Below are 17,220 nucleotides of genomic sequence, written 5' to 3'. Positions count from 1 at the left end.
AGTATCCAGAATCGAAGTAGGAAGAACATCTGATCGAGTGAGAGACAAGCCACTCTATCGGCAGGCAGTGCCGCTCTCCCTAAGCAGGAAGAGCGGCAATATTTCAATCAGAACCCGACACTGGCCTGTACGAAGAACGTACGAGGCTCGCCCAGGTACAGCCCGGCATTGTTGTCGCTGGAACGGGTGTAGTGCTGCTGGTCGAACACGTTTTTCACGCCCACGCCCAACTTCAGGTTGGACAACTGTTCGCCAAAGTCATAACCACTGCGCACGTTGACCGAGACATAACCGGGGATATCACCGTACTGACCGTCAGCCGTGCCCTGGGTGACGTAGGTGCTGGTCGTGCCTGGCGCACGCTGGCCCGACTGAGCGTACACATCCAGGTTGTGGGTCCAACGGTTGACGTCATAGCGCAGGCCCAAGGTGGCCACTTCACGGGAGTACAGCGGCAGGTCACGGCCCTTGAACGGTACGTCGCCTTCCGAGGTGGCCTTGGTGTAGGTGAAGCCGGCATTGGCGGTCAGGCCGTCCAGGCGCGGGTCCAGGTTCGACAGGTCATAGTGGGCGGACGCTTCGATGCCGGTGTGCTTGGTCGCACCGAGGTTGGTCCAGCCCACATCGTTGCTGACGTATTGCAGCTCATCCGAGAAGTCGATGTAGAAGAACGTCAGCTCGCCGCCCCACACATTGTCGTTGTAGCGCGTACCCATCTCGTAGGTCTTGGCCTTTTCGGGGTTCAGACCATTCGCGGTCTGGTCGCCGGTGCCGCCCTGGCCCAGTTGGAAATATTGCAGGCTGCCAAACGACGTCTCGTAGTTGGCGAACAGTTTCCAGGCGTCGGAGACGTGGTACATCACGCTCAGGGCCGGCAGTGGTTCGTTGTTGTGGACTTCGCGGCGTTTTTCCTGGGTACGCGTGCCGTTCAAGGCAACCACCGGGCGATCGTGCCATTCAGTACGGATGTCTTCGAAGCGGATGCCCGGCGTGATGGTCCACTTGCCGATATCGACCTTGTTATCGATATAGAACGCGTTGGCCTCGGTGCCCCCGGTGCGGTCCTGGTAGACGTGACCGTCGCTCTGCCCACCCGGCGTCGGCACATTGTTGACCAGGTTCAGGCTGGTGGCCTGCTCATGCATGCCTTCCTTGAGGTAGCGATAGCCCAGGCTGACTTCCTGGGTGCTCGGGCCTACGTCGAACACATGGGACACCCGTGGCTCGATGCCAAAGGTGTAGTAGGTACGCGGATAGGAGCCGATCGTCTTGAGGTCGCGGTTGGCGATGTTGCTGCCGCGGAAGCTGTCGGAATAGTAAGTCAGCACTTCGGCCTGGGTGCGGTCGTCGATCTGGCGGATGTACTTGAAGGACACGTCCTTGCGGCGTCCGCTGAAATTGTCCCAGTCACGCACCGATTGGTACGGGTTGGCATCGAACTGCTTCTGGGTCAGGCCGCCGGGCATGTCGGCGCTGGCGTCGTAGTAGTGGAAGTTCAGCGAGAAGTCGTCTTGATCGGTCGGCGCCCAATGGGTCTTGAAGATCACGTCGTCGATGTCGTTGGAATTGTTGCTGTTGCGGTAACCGTTGCCATTGACCCCGGAGTACAGCAAAGCGGCGCCGATGCCATTGTCGGCGGTGCCGCCGATAAAGGCGTTGTCCACGTGCTTCCAGCCGCCGTGGGCGGAGGTTTGCAGGGTGGTGCCGACTTCCCCGGAGAATTTCTCGGGGATGGCACGGGTCACGAAGTTGATCACGCCGCCGACGTTTTGTGGCCCATAACGCACGGAACCGGCACCGCGCACCACGTCGATACTCTCCAGGTTGCCGGCGGAAATCGGCGCCATCGACAGTTGCGGCTGGCCATAAGGCGCAAACGCAGCCGGCACGCCGTCGATCAGCACGGTAGAACGTGGCGACAGGCGCGACGTCAGGCCACGTACGCCGACGTTGAGGGAAATATCACTGCCGCCAGTGCCGTTGGATTCCTGCACCTGCACGCCAGGCACGCGACGCAGTACGTCGCCGACGTTCATTGCGCCTTGCTCCACCATGGCTTCGCGACGGATCACCGTGCGTGCGCCGGGATGGTTCTGCACCACTTCAGCGTTGGCGTCGCCGAGCCAGTCGCCGACCACCTTGATATCGGTGGCGCCCAGTTCCAGGGGCGAGCCGGCTTCACCGGTGCCGCTGTTCAGCGGGCGCAGGGTCACGGAACCGGCGTCGATCTGGTAGTCCAGGCCGCTGCCTTGCAGCAATTGGCGCAGGGCTTGTTCGGGGGAAAGGTTGCCGTCTACCGCCGGTGCCCGCTTGCCCGCGACCAACTCGGGGCTGAAGAACACTTGCAGGGAAGTCTGCTGGCCCAATTGGCTCAGCGCCGCGCCCAAGGGCTGGGCCTGGATGTGAATGGCGTCGGCGGCGTAGGCCGCAGGCAGCGCGGCACTGACCGCAAGCGCCAGGGCCAGCGGCGCCCAGCGGGAGATTTTATTGTTGTTAACGGCAAGTTTTTTCACGTCGAACCTAGTCCTGTGATCGCAAGAGTATGCGGCTGTTAATGCAAACCAGTTGCAGTTGCAGGAGAAGACGAAGAACTCGAAAAAAACCTGAATGTCAGCGTGAAATAATTTCCTGGCTGCCGTCCGGCAAGGTGCGCAAGGCCACCGGCAGGATATGCGGCAAGGCCTTGAGCAAGGCGTCGGTGTCATTGGCCTTGAACACGCTGGTCAGGCGCAGGTTGCCCACCGCGGGCGTACTGACCCGCAGCGGTTGCTCGCGATAGCGCGAAACCTCCCGCGCCACTTCGCCCAGCGAAGCGTTGTTGAAGACCAGCTTGCCCGTGCGCCAGGCGGTCAATTCTTCAGTGTTCACAGCGTAGGCCGCTGCCACCGATCCTTTGTTGTCGACGTGGGTCCCCAGGCCTGCCGTCAACGTGACCACCTTGTCCGGTGAATGACCTTGCACTTTCACAGTGCCGGCCTCGACCATCACGCGAGTCTGGTCGTCATCACGACGCACATCAAAGCGCGTGCCGGTCACCGTCACCTGCCCTGCCCCGGCGGCCACGACGAACGGCCGGCTGGTGTCATGCTCGACGCTGAACATTGCCTCGCCCTGCTTGAGTTCCACGCCGCGCCGGCCCTTTTCATAATGCACCGCAACCACGCTGCGGCTGTTGAGGTCCATCACCGAACCGTCGGGCAAGGCCACCTGGCGATGTTCACCCAAGCGCGTGCTGAACTCGGCACTGTAGGGTTTTGGATGATCGAGCCCGCTGAACAGGCCCAAGCCCAACGCGACGGCGACCACACTGGCGGCCACCGCGTAACGCAACACGGCGCGGCGCTTGGGCCGTTCCACCGGGGCCTCGCATAACGCCTGCAAGCGGGCCTTGGGCAGCAAGTCGGTGGCACTCCACAGGCCTTGTAGCACATCAAATTCGTATTGATGATCGGGATGCTCGTTGCGCCACGCATCAAAGCGCTGGCGCTCGGCAGCGCTCAACTCGGCGTCTTGCAGGCGCACAAACCATTGCGCGGCTTCGTCTCGGGCACGGTTATCCATCATGGAAGATCCTGTTTCAAAGCGGGCATTCATGGCGCCATCGCGTCCAGGCGGTCGCGCAGATGCCGCAGGGTGCGGATCATATACTTTTCCACCATGTTTTTAGACAGCCCCAGGCGTTCGGCGATTTCCTGCTGGGTGAGCCCCTCGATTTTCTGCCAGATAAAAATCTTGCGACAGTTGAGCGGCAGCTCGGCCAAGGCCCGCTCGATGGAGTCCGCCAACTGGATCGCGTGCATGAAATGCTCCGGGTCGCCGCTGTGGGGCGAGCGCTGATCAAAGGCTTCCAGCGTGATGGCTTCACGCCGGTCTTCGCGTCGATAGGCATCCACTGCGATATTGCGCGCGGTCTGATGCAGGTAGGCGCGCGGTTGCTCCACCTGATCGGATTTCGACTCCAGCACCCGCACAAAGGTGTCATGCGCCAGGTCTTCGGCCTGCTGACGGTTTCTCAGGCGACGCGTCCAGGTTCCGATCAACTCTTCGTAATGTTCGAAAAAGCCTGTTCTGCGGGGCGGCTGAGGGATCATCGCGGGTGCACTGGGGAGGCGGGGCGTGAATAGTAATGCTTCCTATTAAGTGGAGCAATTGCTACCCGTCGCGCACCTGGAAACTAATGCGTGCTGCCCACCTGCTTGAGACGGCTGAGTTTTTCGCGGCTACCACACACGCTCATCTGGCACCATTTGCGCTGCTTGTTCTTGGAGATGTCGAAGAACACCCAATCGCAGTCAGCGGCGCCGCAAATGCGCAATGCGTGCAGATCACCGGACACCAGTAACTGCGTGGCCTCGATGGCCAAGCGCCCGAGCACCATAGCCGTCAGCTCCTGCGCCGTGGTGCAGGGCTTCCACGCCCAGGCAGGTTTGCCCTCCACGGAACGCAGCACCCGCCAGGCAACGCCTTGCTGGAACACCTGGTTGATTTGCTGCAAAGCCTCATCGGGCGCGGCACCCTGTAACGACAACGGATAGAACACCGCGTACAGGCATTCCCTGAACGCAATGATCGCGTCCAGGTCCGGCTGGTAAGCCATGGAGGAGGCAAACACCATCGGTTTGTAGTCGTCAAACTCTCGGGCCGAGATCAACGACGCATGCAATGCCCATTCGAAGAAGAACTGAAAGCTGGTGAGCCGCTCCTCTACGACCTTGAGCGAAGTGCCCGGGCGACGGCCGTTGGTGGTATTGATAAAGTCCAATACCCGGGCCCCACCAATCAGACGGATCGATTTTGCAGTGCCCGTAAAATGTGTCATGCCTGCTCCTGAAAAAACGCGTTCTCCCTGCGATGGCGCAGATTACCCTGTTTTCTCAAGTTGCAGACATTGTCATCCCCGCGCAAAGACAGACGGCTAGGTGCACTCGTCGTTGTGCGCGATCCAATCAAGAATCGTCGCGACCGACTGTTCCACTGAAAGCGTCTGGGTATCCAGGTGCACCTCCGGAAACACCGGGACATCGTAGTGGGAGTCGATACCGGTAAAGTGCTTGATCAACCCGGCGCGGGCTTTTTTATACAGGCCCTTGGGGTCACGTTGTTCGGCGGTTTCCAACAGCGCGTCCACATGCACTTCGACAAAAAACTCATTGCCGATGATCGAGCGCGCGTAGTGCCGGCTGGCCGACGAGGGAGAAATCAGCGCCACGATCACGATCAGCCCTGCCTCCAGCATCAACCGCGCCACTTCGGCGACCCGCCGGATATTCTCGTCACGGTCGCTGTCGGTAAAACCCAGGTCTCGGCACAGCCCGCCACGCACCGAGTCGCCGTCGATAATGGCAGTGATCCGGCCCTGTTCCTGCAGGGCATTGTCCAACGCATCGGCAATGGTCGACTTGCCGGACGCGGAGAGGCCGGTCATCCAGATGACCACGGGGTTATGTTTCATGCCAGAGCGGTGACTGAACGCAAACGCGTGCAGGTTCCGGTGCGGCGTGTCTGGAAAATAACTCATGACTGTTCACCCTCCTTGACCGAAACAGGCTGTTTGCCCAACAGGAACACCATCACGCATTGCACGAACAACAACAGCGCCACCACCCAGTAGACGGTCGAGAACGACCCGGTCAGGTCCTTGGAAAATCCGCCCAGGAAATTGCCGCACACGCCCCCCAGGCCGATCAACACGTTGGCAATGCCAAAGGCCTGGGTCAGCCGACTGACCGGGACGATCTGCCCGATGTAACTGGGCACCAGTCCGAAGATGGGATAAAACGCCAACGCAAACAGAAACGCCGCCAGGTAGAACAAGGGCAGGCTGTTGAAACTGAATACCAGGGTGGCAGCCAGCCCCGCACTCAGGAAACACATCGCCAGCGACGCGCGCACCCCGACCTTGTCGGCAATCCACCCCACCAGGAAGCCCGACGCCATGCCTACCGCGCCGATGGTGGTCCAGATAAACCCGGCATCCTGTACCGACACACCCAATTCATCGCGCAGGAACGGCGCCAGGTAAGTCTGGAACGGCAGCAACGCCATGCCATTGAGAAAGGCGATGGCCCAGGTCAGGTACAACGAGCGGCTGAGCCAGGGCTGGTGGCTGTCAAACGCGGTGGCGCGTTCCCCGGAAAACCCGGTGTCTTGGCTCGCAGCGAAGTTACGCAACAGAAACCAGGCCACCACGCACAGGGCCACCGATATCAGCCCCGCAGTGAGCCAGATCGAGCGCCAGCCACCATTGAGTGTCAGGAACGACACCAGCAAACCGTTGATGAATACGCCGTAGCTGGTACCGCTGGAAATCAGCCCCATGACCCGCGAGCGATTGCCTGGGCTGAAGCCCTTGGTGACGATCTCTGCCAACGGGATGTACACCGAAGCGGAACAGCCGCCGAGCAGGATCAACAGCGCCCCCGACAACCAGATGCTGTTGCTGACACTCAACCCCAGCAGCGCCAGGGACGTCATCACCGTCGACACCAGGCTGATCTTCCACCCTTCGAAAAACCGGCTGATATAACTGGTCACCGATGAAAACAGCAGGAAGCCAATCTGCGCGCCGCCAGTGATCAAGCCCACCGTGGTGTAGTCAAAACCGATGTCGCGGCGCATGTCGACCACCAGGTTGGCGAACAGGTAGACGCCAAAGCCATAGGTGCTGGCCACGAACCCCGTGAGAACCACCGCCAGCACGACGCTGTCCAGTGGCCGGGCATTGCTCTGTACGAGTGTACTCATCAAACCCTCCTTATTCGGCGCGCGCGGTGTGGATGACGAAGTCGCAATCCATCATGTCGTAGTCACGTTCGAAGTCGCCGTAACTCTCATGGTCGGTAAACCCGGACTTGAGCACTTCCCCCTTCAACTCGCCCGGCAACAGGGGATACACCTGCAGCCGGTATTGTTCCGCGTCATCAAAGGAATAGATGAACTCACACAGGTGCTCATCGACCTCTCCCAAGCTGACCGAAGCATTCGTACCGCAGTAATAGTAATTGCCGCTGGCCTTGTAGTTGCCGGCACGAATGGCGAAAAAATTGCGTTGGTCCACGATCAGCAAGCCGCCCGGCTTGAGCAAAGCCCTGAACTTCGCCAGTACCCGCAACCGATCGTGGGCAGCGAAGACATGGCACAACGAACTGCCCAGGCACACCACCGCATCGAACTGGCCAAGCTCTTGGGGATCAAGTGAGTGCCAGTCGCGATAGTGGGACTGAATGTCCAAGCCATGCTTGCGAAAGTTCGCCCGCGCCTTGGTCAGCATGGTGCTGCTGCCGTCCGTGGCCACCACCTCAAAGCCCGCCTGCTTGAGCTGGACGGCATGGAAGCCGCTGCCCGTCGACACGTCGATCACCGACCGCACGCCGTGGCTGCGCAGCAGGTTTTCGAAGAACCCGTCCTCCCCCGCTTTGCGTTTTTCCCAATCGATCAATTCATCCCAGCGCTCGACGAAATCCTCCGAGTACTGCTTGGCATAACTGGCGACGTCGTTGTGCTTGCGCCCCGATATCTGATTCATCACACACCTACCAGGTTGAATTCTTGAAGGACAGGTACTTGCTCGCCAGCTCGCGGGCAAACTCGGCGGACTGCTCGATGGACATGGTGTTCTTGGAATACCCCAGCATCGATTGCATGACAGCCATGCACTGCGGGTTGTAAGTCACCGAACCATCACAATGGATTTCGTCGATGCCATCCTGGCTCTGGCAGATGCTGTTGATGCGCACCGCCTCGTCCTGTGGGCAGGCGTCGGAGAACTGCACCTGGATCTGCCCATCGTGCAGCCACACCGGATACCCACCCGGAAGCCCGAGAGGCCCCGGCGCATGGACCAGAACCGGCACGGGCGAGAACAGCCCTTCGATGACCGTGACGGCAGAGCATGCGGTGAGGAACTGCCCGTCCACTCCGCCCAGGCGACGGAACTCGGATTTCACCGTCGAGAAAATCGCCTCGGCTGGCAGACGCACCACCTCTGGCCGGTCACGCACTTCATACAACAGACGGTAGCTGGCCCGCGCAGGTAACCCACCGCGCGGCACGTAGTGGCTGAAGTAATGCTGGGCATACAGCTGCACTTGCACATCCGCAGGCGCACATTCGAGCAACCGTGCGATGGAGAAACGCACCGCTGGAATCAGGTTGGCCACATTACCCACGCCAATATCCGGCGCCAGGCCGATGCGCGCCAAGATCGGGTTGACCGCATCCGGGAACGCCGCATTCACGGTTTTAGTGGTGATGCCGGAGGCTTTCACCGCCCGCATCAGGCAATGCATCAACGTCAGGTGCATGGGCAGCCAGGGGCCGAACTGGGCCTGGTCGAGCTTCTCGAACGACAGCTTGGGCAGTCCGGTGATCACCCGCCAGGACTGCAGCGACGCGCAGTTCACCAGCATATCCGGGGCTTCTTCACGTAGCAGCTGCGTGACCCTGCCGATATCCGTCAGGTCGGCAACCACGGGCTTGATGTCGATAAACTGGCCCAACTGCGCACACGACAACGTCACCAGGTTGCACAAGCGGATCGTGGCTTCTTCATTGCGCCCCAACACCACAAAGTCGAACGCGTTTTTCGGCCCCAGAATCTTCAGGATCTGCAGGCATAGGTTGCCGGCGCCTACCAGCAGCAGCTTTTTCTTGCGCACCGGAAGGTTCATCGTGGGTAGGCTCCGTTGTCGACCGGAATCACACGGCCGGTGATGTGACGCATCGCATCACCCACCAGCAGCAAGATGACCTCGGCCACGCCACTGGGCAGGATCGGGTCCTTGAGGACTTCCTGGCGGGCGTACTCGGCGCGTCGGTATTCGGGGATGGTGCCGTAGATCGCGGTGTCATGGATCAGCGCCGGGGACACCACGTTCACCCGCACGAACGGCGCGAAGTTCCAGGCGTTGGCCTTGGTCAGGCCGATCACCGCTGCCTTGGTGGCGCCGTAGAGTGCGTCGCAGCTGCCCACTTCACCGGCCACCGAAGCGATGTTGACGATGCTGCGCGGGGCTTCGTGCTTCATCTCCCGTTCGGCAAAGTCTTTGGAGAGGTAGACCAGCGCCTTGAGGTTGACGGTGAGGATCTCGTCTATCTGCTCATCGGAGTAGGCGTAGACACTTTTACCGTGATAAATACCGGCGTTGTTGACCAAACCGTAAATACTTGGATGCCGCTCATACAGTTTTGGAATAAAGCCCTTGATAACGGCCATGTCCGAAAAGTCAGCAATATGCGCTTCAAACACGTCAGCGCCATAGACACCTTGCAGCTTTTTCAAACCCTCGGCATCCTTGTCCGCACCGATAACGAAATAACCCTGTTGAATCGCCAGTTCCACAGTAGCCCGGCCAATTCCGTTGGCCGCTCCGGTAACAATCAACTTTTTCATACAACAATCCCTATTGGCAAAATTCATTCATGCGCGCGTAATACGTACGGTGATATTCGTACATCGCCTTTAAATTCGGATATTGATCAAATAGCTTGATATCAACGTGCGGATTATCTGGAGAAACAATCCGCTCACTGTTTTCCGCGTCGACATGCCAACTACGCCACGTTTTCCATTGTTGGGGACACTCACGTTTCCATGTCATGGCGTGTGGCAGAAACTCTATATTCAAATGGTCACAGAGTTTACGGATCACTCGTTCCGGCTCTGCGGCCAGATCATCCGCATTGATCACATAGGGCACTTTGCCGGTCAGTTTGGTGACCACACAAAATATGTCATACAGTGCTTTATGCCCAATGGCCTGCAAGGGCATATCGGGATGCACCCGATGATGGGAAATAATACTGCTGGCAGGTTCACGAATCAGAAAGATATTGTCCTGCTGCGCGAGAAAGCCAACATCAACTTTCAAATCGTCCAAACAGTGATAACACATGTCTTTATGGAAGACGTTTGCACGCTCACGGGCACTCAGTAGATGCTCTTTTATACCTGGGTAAGTCGTGGGCAAACTGTGATCCCACTCATCCGAAGGAATCGCCGAGTCCTCGGAAAAGGCCATGTGCGCAAAAGGCTCATGGAAGACCTCGAAATCGCCCCGCTCGATAAACACGCGTTCGAGCACCGTGGAGCGCGAACGTGGGTGGGCCCACAACCCGATCATCCGGTTCATGCGATCACCCCAAATTCAGCAGCGAGCAATGCGTTGAATGCGCGCTTGAACGGTGTCGTCACGGGGCAAAGCCGAACGCAGTAATCCGCCAGGCGCCGATGCGCGCTGTTGGCTTCATTGCAGGCATTGATAAAGGCTTCGTGGTTGCCGAAGTCGTACGGCTCGATACTGTCGACAAAATAGGCTTCGTAGAAATACGGGATACGGATCAGCTTCGCGAAGGTCGAGGCCGGGGGTTTCTGGGGCTCCTGCGCGGGTACGACCGGTTTGCCGTGGCTTTCGCGCTCAATCAGGAACTCCACTACGTCCGGCGTCAGTGTGTAGCAGGTCGCGGTTTGCCCGGTCTTTTCCAAGTGCCAGCAATGCTTGTTGCCACGTTCGTCCACATCGACCTTTATGCTGGAAAGCAGAGTCTTGACCGGCACCTTCGAGGCTGCCACCAACGCCTGGATCTGTTCGTAGATCATCAACTCGGCCCAACGCAGATCATCGGCGCTCAAGACAAGGCCACGCTCGGCAGCCTGCAGGGTGAACTCGGGCTGGCAGGCGAAACGCCCAATCATGAACGTGATCACGTACTTGCAGCGGCTGGTGTCGATACCGTTGCTGCGCGCCGTCGCCCTGCCACGCTCGATGGCCTGGATACCGGCCTGGAACTGGGCAACCGTGAAGCAAAAAGTGATATTGATCGAGGCGCCCTGAGCCACCAGTTGCTCGACGGTGGCCATCCCTTCCAGGCTGCCCGGCACCTTGACCATCACGTTCGGCGCCAGGCGCTGCAGTTCCAACCCCCGGGTGGTCATACGCTCGGTGCAACGCACGTCCACCGGGTCAACCTGGGCGGAAATCCAACCTTCGGCCTGTGCCGATTGAACCCACCGCGACTTGAGCGTGGCAGCCCCTTCGACGATGACTTCGTTGTACAGCTGCTTGCGCAACTCATTAGGCGACAGCTTGGCCAGGTTGAAACGTGAAGACCAATACTCGCGCTTTTCGAGGATGACGGCCGTCACCAACCGAGGGTTGGTGGTCGCACTGCACAAGCCCCAGGGCTGGGAGAACTCATCCGGCATCAACGCTTGTATATAGGTCGCGGCCGCCGGGTACTTTTCCAGCAGGTGTTGTTTATACGGCAGGTATACGGCAGGCGATGAATCCCACCACACTTGCGAAGATTGATCGTTGCGTTTGAGCCGTTCCAGGTAATCAAGTGTGTTCACGACGCCTCCTCCCTGAGTCAATTAAAAATGGTCAATACTTCGCGTATGTCGGCAATCGGCAATGCCCCTGCCGCGGCCAACTGCGAGTGCCGATGCGCAGGACCAAAGCCCAACACTTTTATATTGGCCGCTACCGCAGCCTGGATACCCGTCACACTGTCTTCCACCACCAGCGCATCACTCACATCAATGCTGTAAGTCCGGCAGGCCGTCAGGAACACCAAGGGATCAGGTTTCCAACTACCCAATTCATAACAACTGAATATTCGCCCTTCGAAATAAGAAAACAGTCCCGCCAGGCGCAAGCAATGCTCGATCTTGTTACGCGGCGCACTCGAGGCAACGCAGTAAGGCACGTCCAAACTTTCCAGGACTTCCAGCATTCCATCCGTGGCTTTTAAACTGAGTGTCAGTGCGTGCAGCGCCCGCTCACGAAAACGCTGTTCAAACGCGTCGTCCACACTGACATTTAATAATTCCTCAGCTTCGCGCAAACACTCAGCAATCTTGCGCCCACGAAAGTGTTCGATAAAACGTGTGACATCAAGCAGCGTGTCGCCCTGAGCCAGGGCATTAAGCATGGAGATCAATACAGACAGGGTTATTTCTTCACTTTGGACCAGAACACCGTCGCAATCGAAGATAACTAACTTAGGCACGCCAACTAAGGCCGCTGCTTTTACCTGAACTGGTAGTTCCCCTATATCGGCCGAAAGGCACATAGAAATCTCTTATAGGTGGCCCCGCGATGACTTCCGAACTACCAACGGAGCGGGTTGATGTGTGCCTATAAGACACGCGGCGAAAAAGCCTGTCAAACGCTTTTGAGCGGTTTTTTAGTATCTTATGGTTATTTTTTATAGTTCTGTTATTCCATTTTTCACCATGGTTGTAGTCGCTAATTTCACACGGGTGAACTTCCCTTGCGCGCGATCAGTCAGCTACTTGAACTCGCGAATTTAAGGTCGGTGAGCAATGCGTATCTCGTTGGAGCAACAAGTGGCGCTGGTGACCGGTGCCAGTTCCGGAATCGGTGCCGGCGCGGCCAAGGCTCTGGCGCAAGCCGGAGCGGCGGTGGTGCTGAATTACAACAGCCAGGCCGCGCCGGCCGAGGCACTGGCAGAACAGATCAACGCCGAGGGTGGTCGGGCGATTGCCATCGGCGCCAACGTGGCTAAAGAAGAAGAGGTAGAACGGCTTTTTGCCCAGGCCCTCGATGCCTTCGGCCACTTGGACATCCTGGTGGCCAATTCCGGCATGCAGAAGGACGCCAACCTGGTGGACATGAGCCTGGATGACTGGAATGCGGTGATCGGCGTCAACCTCACCGGCCAATTCCTGTGTGCCCGCGCGGCGGTGCGCATCTTCAACCGCCAGGGCGTGCGCGACGGCGTGTCGCGGGCGGCGGGCAAAATCATCCACATGAGTTCGGTGCACCAACTGATCCCCTGGGCCGGGCACGTGAACTACGCAGCGTCCAAGGGTGGCGTGGAGATGTTGATGCGCACCCTCGCCCAGGAAGTCAGTGAGCAACGCATCCGCATCAACGGCATTGCGCCGGGGGCGATTCGCACCGCGATCAACCGAGCCGCCACCGAAGGCGCGGCAGCACAAGAGCTGCTCAAGTTGATTCCCTACGGGCGGATCGGCGACGTGGAAGACGTCGCCAACGCGGTGGTGTGGCTGGCCAGCGATGCGTCCGATTATGTGGTCGGCAGTACGCTCTTTATTGATGGCGGCATGAGCCTGTATCCGGAGTTCCGTGGCAATGGTTGATCTGAACGAACCACAAAGCGCCATCGATGCCCACGGCATCATTGGCGATATGCGCAGTGCCGCATTGGTGAACGACAAAGGCAGTATCGACTTCTTCTGCTGGCCGGAATTCGACAGCCCCTCGATCTTCTGCTCCCTGCTGGACAGCCCCGACGCCGGCATTTTCCAACTTACCCCGGACCTGCCCAACGCGCGCCGCGAACAGATCTACCTGCCCGACACCAACGTGCTGCAAACCCGCTGGCTCAGCGACGAGGCCGTGGTAGAGATCACCGACCTGTTGGCCATCAGCGAAGAGATCGACGACTTGCCGCTGTTGATCCGCCGGGTGCGGGTGGTCAGCGGCAAGGCCGATATCCATCTGCGCTGCGCGGTGCGCCATGACTACGCGCGCACGCCCACCCAGGCCACCCGTGACAATGGCACGGTGTGTTTCAGCGCCGAAGGCCAACCCGGCCTGCGTTTGTCCAGCAGCCATCCACTGCAGCTCAAAGACGGTGCAGCCGTGGCCAGCTTCACCCTGGAGCAGGAAGAAGGTGCCGAATTCGTCCTCGGCGGTCAGGAGGATGAACGGGTGGACAGCAGCTGCACGGACCTGGCGTTGGCCCACACCTTGAAGTTCTGGCGCGGCTGGATCGCGCAATCGAACTACCGTGGGCGCTGGCGCGAAATGGTCAACCGCTCGGCCCTGGCGCTCAAGCTTCTGACGTCACGCAAACACGGCGCGATCATCGCCGCTGCCACTTTCGGCCTGCCGGAAACGCCCGGCGGCGAACGCAACTGGGACTACCGCTACACCTGGATCCGCGACGCATCCTTCACCGTCTACGCCTTCATGCGCCTGGGGTTTGTCGAGGAAGCCAACGCCTATATGCGCTGGCTCAAAGGCCGTGTGAGTGACTGCTGTGGCCAGCCGACCAAGATCAATATTCTCTACGGCATCGACGGGCGCCAGGAACTGCCGGAAGCCGAGTTGGAACACTTCAGCGGCCATGGCGGCGCCAAGCCGGTACGTATCGGCAACGAAGCCTTCGACCAGATCCAGCTGGACATCTATGGCGAGCTGATGGATGCGGTGTACCTGGTCAACAAGTACGGCGAGGCGATCTCCCATGAAGGCTGGAAACACACCGTGGAGGTGGCTGATCAAGTCTGTGAAATCTGGAACACCAAAGACGTGGGCATCTGGGAGATGCGCGGCGAGCAGCATCACTTCCTGCACTCACGACTCATGTGCTGGGTAGCACTGGACCGGGCCATCCGCTTGGCTTCCAAGCGTTCGCTGCCGGCGCCGTTCGCACGCTGGGACCAGACGCGCCAAGCGATCTACGCCGACATCTGGAGCAACTTCTGGAACGAAGAGCGCGGGCATTTCGTGCAGCATACCGGCACCACCGCGCTCGACGGTTCGATGCTATTGATGCCGTTGGTGAGGTTTGTCGCGGCCACCGACCCGCGCTGGCTCTCGACCCTGGAAGCCATCCAGAAAAGCCTGGTGCGCGACGGCATGGTCTACCGCTACCGCAACGACGACAGCCAGATCGACGGCCTGCAAGGCACCGAAGGCGCATTTGCGGCCTGCTCGTTCTGGTATGTCGAATGCCTGGCCCGCGCCGGACAAGTGGAAAAGGCCCACCTGGAATTCGAGCAACTGCTGCGCTATGCCAACCCCCTGGGTTTGTACGCCGAAGAATTCGACAATCAGGCCCGTCACCTGGGTAACACGCCCCAGGCCTTGAGTCACCTGGCGTTGATCAGCGCGGCGACGTTCCTGGACCGCAAGCTCAGCGGGGAGAAAACCACCTGGCAACCCTGAAGTGGCCTGTGCACAATGGGCAGCCCCTCGACCACGGACAGGAACGCCATGCGCCAGGTACTGCTGATCATCGATGTGCAACCCTCCTTCAACCCGCCCGCGTGGCTGGTGGACGGCATCAATGCCCTGCTGGGGCGCATGCCGTCAGTCGCCACCGTGGAGCGCCACGACGAGAGCGTCACGCCCTTCGCCCGGCAACTCGGCTGGCAACCGGCGCCGAACGACCAGAGCCTGGTGGCCGCCGACCGCATCTTTATCAAACACGGCTATGCGCCAACACCCGAGACCGTCGCCTACCTCAAAAGCCTCGCGCCGCAACGCGTGCTGGTGTGTGGTATCCAGACCGACACCTGCGTGCTGGCGGCCGGGTTTGCGCTGTTTGACGCAGGATTGCAGCCGACCTTGATCAGCGATCTGACGGTGGGTTCGTCGCTGGATCGGTCGGGGCAGTTGGGGGTGGATCTGTGGCGGCATCATTTCGGGAAGGTGGTTGATCGGGACCAGGTCGCTGCCACCTTATGACCCCCTTCCCCACCCTGCGCACGCCACGCCTGCAGTTGCGGGAATTAGTGGCTCAAGATGCCCAGGCGCTGTTCGCCATCTACCGCGATACCGACAGCATGCGCTGGTTCGGCGCTGACCCGATGACCGAAATCAGCCAGGCACAAGCCCTGATCGAGACCTTTACTCAATGGCGTACCCAGCCTAACCCGGGCACTCGCTGGGGGCTGGAGTTCAAGGGCAGACTGATCGGCAGTTGTGGCTTATTCAAGTGGAACCGTGGATGGAACAGTTGCGCGCTGGCCTGCGAGCTTGCACCCGACTTCCGAGGGCAAGGCCTGATGAGCGAAGCCCTGCGTGGAACACTGGAATGGGGTTTCATGCAGATGCACTTGCACCGTGTCGAAGCGCTGGTTCATCCACACAACCACGCGTCCCGCGCGTTGCTGGAGCGTCTGGGCTTCAAAGTCGAAGGAAAACTGCGAGAAGCCGGATTCTGGAACGGCCAGCGGCATGACCTTGAGGTGCTTGGGCTACTGGCGCAAGAATGGTCGGACATGAAAAAGCAAGGTATATAGCGGTATCTGAAGCGCACATTCCATTCGGTATTCAAGGAAAGAATATGACCTCACGCATCCGCCATGCTGTTGAACCTCACATTCACTCCCGACAAAGCCAAGTACATCAATCAGACGATAGAAACTGAAGAATTAAGGAGCAAGGACGCATGGTCGATCTTCATCAGGAATTCGAAAAAAGCGTGTTCTTCCATCAGGCACGTATTGATCGGCGCTCTGCCGATGCTCTGATTGGTATCACCGCCGGTTTGACCGCCGATGGAAAAATCAATCAGTTGGAGGCCGAGTTTCTCAAGAGCTGGATAGAAAACCACCTGGTACATCTGGAAGATCCCGTGGTGAATATTCTGTACCAACGCCTCGCTGACATGTTGAGCGATGGGGTGTTGGATGAAGATGAGTCAGTCGAATTGTTAGAAATACTGCATCAGTTTGCAGGGCTTCCCGTCGGGGCGCCTCAACGCACTGCAAACGTCAGCAGCCTACCGCTGAATGATCCGATTCCCGAACTCGACTGGCTCGATAGGGTGTTTCTGTTTACAGGGGTCATGGCTTACGGGCCTCGAAAAGACTGCGAATCGCTCGTCACCGAACGCGGCGGCGTGATCGGTAATTCGGTCAGTAAAAAGGTGCACTTTCTGGTGGTGGGCAGCATCGGTAATGAGCAATGGCTGCACAGCTCCTACGGGACCAAAATCAAAAAAGCCGTGGAGTTGCGAAACAGCGGTGTGCCCATCGCAATCATCAGCGAAACCCATTGGCAGCAGGTGTTGTTCGGTTGAAACCTATTGTCTCCGTGCTCATACACGTCCCGGACTGGCGCGTAGCCACGCAGTGGTACTGCGCGGCCTTTCCACTGGCGACACGCATCTACCACCAGCCGGATGATTTTGGCCATCTGGATGTAGAGGGCGTGGCTATCGAAATCGTCAACGCCGATAGCAAGGTCGCCTGCGGAGCCGCCGGGTCGGTTGTGTATTGGCGGGTAGAAGACTTGCCACAAACAGTGCAACGGCTGGAGAAACTGGGGGCAATCCTGTATCGCGGACCAATGGCGATTGAAGGAGGGGATCGGATTTGCCAGGTGCGCGATCCGTGGGGCAATTGCATCGGGTTGCGCCAGCTCGGTCTAGACAAGTAAGCCCACTGCCGCAAATCCCACCCCTACCCGTCACGGCTTTCGGCTAGAGTTCCAGTCT

The 17,220-nt window shown here is 59.1% G+C and carries 18 protein-coding genes; 6 read left to right on the top strand and 12 right to left on the bottom strand.

Annotation, left to right across the window (positions count from 1 at the left end; all coding sequences use genetic code 11):
* Window positions 1–107 precede the first annotated feature (107 nt).
* The 12 genes from H096_RS15560 to H096_RS15505 all read right to left on the bottom strand — a co-directional run bounded on the left by H096_RS15560 (window position 108) and on the right by H096_RS15505 (window position 12,072).
* Window positions 108–2,513: a TonB-dependent receptor gene (locus H096_RS15560; protein ID WP_033899718.1), complete on the bottom strand. Its 2,406-nt coding sequence runs from the start codon at window positions 2,511–2,513 to the stop codon at window positions 108–110.
* A gap of 97 nt (window positions 2,514–2,610) precedes the next feature.
* On the bottom strand, window positions 2,611–3,564 hold the full coding sequence (locus H096_RS15555; RefSeq protein WP_033899717.1) for a FecR family protein: 954 nt from the start codon (window positions 3,562–3,564) through the stop codon (window positions 2,611–2,613).
* Between the two features lie 26 nt (window positions 3,565–3,590).
* Window positions 3,591–4,091 carry a sigma-70 family RNA polymerase sigma factor gene (locus H096_RS15550; protein ID WP_033899716.1) on the bottom strand — a complete coding sequence of 167 codons (501 nt, stop codon included), beginning with the start codon at window positions 4,089–4,091 and terminating at the stop codon, window positions 3,591–3,593.
* A gap of 83 nt (window positions 4,092–4,174) precedes the next feature.
* Complete coding sequence (locus H096_RS15545; protein WP_033899715.1) at window positions 4,175–4,819, bottom strand: CGNR zinc finger domain-containing protein; 645 nt, start codon at window positions 4,817–4,819, stop codon at window positions 4,175–4,177.
* Window positions 4,820–4,915: 96 nt separating this feature from the next.
* On the bottom strand, window positions 4,916–5,518 hold the full coding sequence (cysC, locus tag H096_RS15540; RefSeq protein ID WP_033899714.1) for an adenylyl-sulfate kinase: 603 nt from the start codon (window positions 5,516–5,518) through the stop codon (window positions 4,916–4,918).
* Window positions 5,515–6,744 (bottom strand): MFS transporter, encoded by a 1,230-nt coding sequence (locus H096_RS15535; RefSeq protein ID WP_033899713.1) that lies wholly within the window; start codon window positions 6,742–6,744, stop codon window positions 5,515–5,517. Before H096_RS15535 ends, cysC begins: the two co-directional genes overlap by 4 nt.
* A 10-nt stretch (window positions 6,745–6,754) precedes the next feature.
* Window positions 6,755–7,525, bottom strand: a complete 771-nt coding sequence (locus H096_RS15530; RefSeq protein ID WP_033899711.1) for a class I SAM-dependent methyltransferase — start codon at window positions 7,523–7,525, stop codon at window positions 6,755–6,757.
* Between the two features lie 7 nt (window positions 7,526–7,532).
* Window positions 7,533–8,669, bottom strand: coding sequence for a hypothetical protein (locus H096_RS15525; RefSeq protein ID WP_033899709.1), 1,137 nt, complete (start codon window positions 8,667–8,669; stop codon window positions 7,533–7,535).
* A complete protein-coding gene (locus tag H096_RS15520) occupies window positions 8,666–9,391 on the bottom strand; it encodes an SDR family oxidoreductase (RefSeq protein WP_033899707.1) in 726 nt (241 codons plus the stop codon). Before H096_RS15520 ends, H096_RS15525 begins: the two co-directional genes overlap by 4 nt.
* A gap of 10 nt (window positions 9,392–9,401) precedes the next feature.
* The gene (locus H096_RS15515) at window positions 9,402–10,130 is read right to left on the bottom strand and encodes a sulfotransferase family protein (RefSeq protein WP_033899706.1); all 729 of its coding nucleotides are present in this window, start codon (window positions 10,128–10,130) and stop codon (window positions 9,402–9,404) included.
* Window positions 10,127–11,350 (bottom strand): transaldolase family protein, encoded by a 1,224-nt coding sequence (locus H096_RS15510; RefSeq protein ID WP_033899704.1) that lies wholly within the window; start codon window positions 11,348–11,350, stop codon window positions 10,127–10,129. Before H096_RS15510 ends, H096_RS15515 begins: the two co-directional genes overlap by 4 nt.
* 17 nt (window positions 11,351–11,367) lie before the next feature.
* Window positions 11,368–12,072 (bottom strand): HAD-IA family hydrolase, encoded by a 705-nt coding sequence (locus H096_RS15505; RefSeq protein WP_033899703.1) that lies wholly within the window; start codon window positions 12,070–12,072, stop codon window positions 11,368–11,370.
* A 253-nt stretch (window positions 12,073–12,325) separates the two neighbouring features.
* Between H096_RS15505 and H096_RS15500 the strand changes: the two genes are divergently transcribed.
* From H096_RS15500 to H096_RS15475, 6 genes are all read left to right on the top strand, one after another.
* Entirely contained in the window at window positions 12,326–13,126 is an 801-nt protein-coding gene (locus tag H096_RS15500) for a glucose 1-dehydrogenase (RefSeq protein ID WP_033899702.1), read from the top strand.
* Window positions 13,119–14,942, top strand: coding sequence for a glycoside hydrolase family 15 protein (locus H096_RS15495; RefSeq protein WP_033899701.1), 1,824 nt, complete (start codon window positions 13,119–13,121; stop codon window positions 14,940–14,942). Before H096_RS15500 ends, H096_RS15495 begins: the two co-directional genes overlap by 8 nt.
* A gap of 48 nt (window positions 14,943–14,990) precedes the next feature.
* On the top strand, window positions 14,991–15,464 hold the full coding sequence (locus H096_RS15490; protein WP_033899699.1) for a cysteine hydrolase family protein: 474 nt from the start codon (window positions 14,991–14,993) through the stop codon (window positions 15,462–15,464).
* Window positions 15,461–16,021: a GNAT family protein gene (locus H096_RS15485; RefSeq protein WP_033899698.1), complete on the top strand. Its 561-nt coding sequence runs from the start codon at window positions 15,461–15,463 to the stop codon at window positions 16,019–16,021. The genes H096_RS15490 and H096_RS15485 overlap by 4 nt, the downstream gene beginning before the upstream one ends.
* A 149-nt stretch (window positions 16,022–16,170) precedes the next feature.
* Complete coding sequence (locus tag H096_RS15480; RefSeq protein ID WP_033899696.1) at window positions 16,171–16,803, top strand: BRCT domain-containing protein; 633 nt, start codon at window positions 16,171–16,173, stop codon at window positions 16,801–16,803.
* Window positions 16,800–17,162 carry a glyoxalase/bleomycin resistance/dioxygenase family protein gene (locus H096_RS15475; RefSeq protein WP_033899695.1) on the top strand — a complete coding sequence of 121 codons (363 nt, stop codon included), beginning with the start codon at window positions 16,800–16,802 and terminating at the stop codon, window positions 17,160–17,162. The genes H096_RS15480 and H096_RS15475 overlap by 4 nt, the downstream gene beginning before the upstream one ends.
* Window positions 17,163–17,220 lie beyond the last annotated feature (58 nt).

This window comes from Pseudomonas sp. FH1 (assembly GCF_000510895.2).
GTDB lineage: Bacteria > Pseudomonadota > Gammaproteobacteria > Pseudomonadales > Pseudomonadaceae > Aquipseudomonas > Aquipseudomonas azotoformans_A.
The sequence above is the reverse complement of the archived record's forward strand: the minus strand, read 5'-3'. Positions and strand labels throughout refer to the sequence as shown.

Bases quoted from the DNA above. Each gene is read 5' to 3' on its own strand.
- H096_RS15555 (WP_033899717.1), bottom strand. From the start codon at position 3,564: ATGATGGATAACCGTGCCCGAGACGAAGCCGCGCAATGGTTTGTGCGC.
- H096_RS15550 (WP_033899716.1), bottom strand. From the start codon at position 4,091: ATGATCCCTCAGCCGCCCCGCAGAACAGGCTTTTTCGAACATTACGAA.
- H096_RS15545 (WP_033899715.1), bottom strand. From the start codon at position 4,819: ATGACACATTTTACGGGCACTGCAAAATCGATCCGTCTGATTGGTGGG.
- cysC (WP_033899714.1), bottom strand. From the start codon at position 5,518: ATGAGTTATTTTCCAGACACGCCGCACCGGAACCTGCACGCGTTTGCG.
- H096_RS15535 (WP_033899713.1), bottom strand. From the start codon at position 6,744: ATGAGTACACTCGTACAGAGCAATGCCCGGCCACTGGACAGCGTCGTG.
- H096_RS15530 (WP_033899711.1), bottom strand. From the start codon at position 7,525: ATGAATCAGATATCGGGGCGCAAGCACAACGACGTCGCCAGTTATGCC.
- H096_RS15525 (WP_033899709.1), bottom strand. From the start codon at position 8,669: ATGAACCTTCCGGTGCGCAAGAAAAAGCTGCTGCTGGTAGGCGCCGGC.
- H096_RS15520 (WP_033899707.1), bottom strand. From the start codon at position 9,391: ATGAAAAAGTTGATTGTTACCGGAGCGGCCAACGGAATTGGCCGGGCT.
- H096_RS15515 (WP_033899706.1), bottom strand. From the start codon at position 10,130: ATGAACCGGATGATCGGGTTGTGGGCCCACCCACGTTCGCGCTCCACG.
- H096_RS15505 (WP_033899703.1), bottom strand. From the start codon at position 12,072: ATGTGCCTTTCGGCCGATATAGGGGAACTACCAGTTCAGGTAAAAGCA.
- H096_RS15500 (WP_033899702.1), top strand. From the start codon at position 12,326: ATGCGTATCTCGTTGGAGCAACAAGTGGCGCTGGTGACCGGTGCCAGT.
- H096_RS15495 (WP_033899701.1), top strand. From the start codon at position 13,119: ATGGTTGATCTGAACGAACCACAAAGCGCCATCGATGCCCACGGCATC.
- H096_RS15490 (WP_033899699.1), top strand. From the start codon at position 14,991: ATGCGCCAGGTACTGCTGATCATCGATGTGCAACCCTCCTTCAACCCG.
- H096_RS15485 (WP_033899698.1), top strand. From the start codon at position 15,461: ATGACCCCCTTCCCCACCCTGCGCACGCCACGCCTGCAGTTGCGGGAA.
- H096_RS15480 (WP_033899696.1), top strand. From the start codon at position 16,171: ATGGTCGATCTTCATCAGGAATTCGAAAAAAGCGTGTTCTTCCATCAG.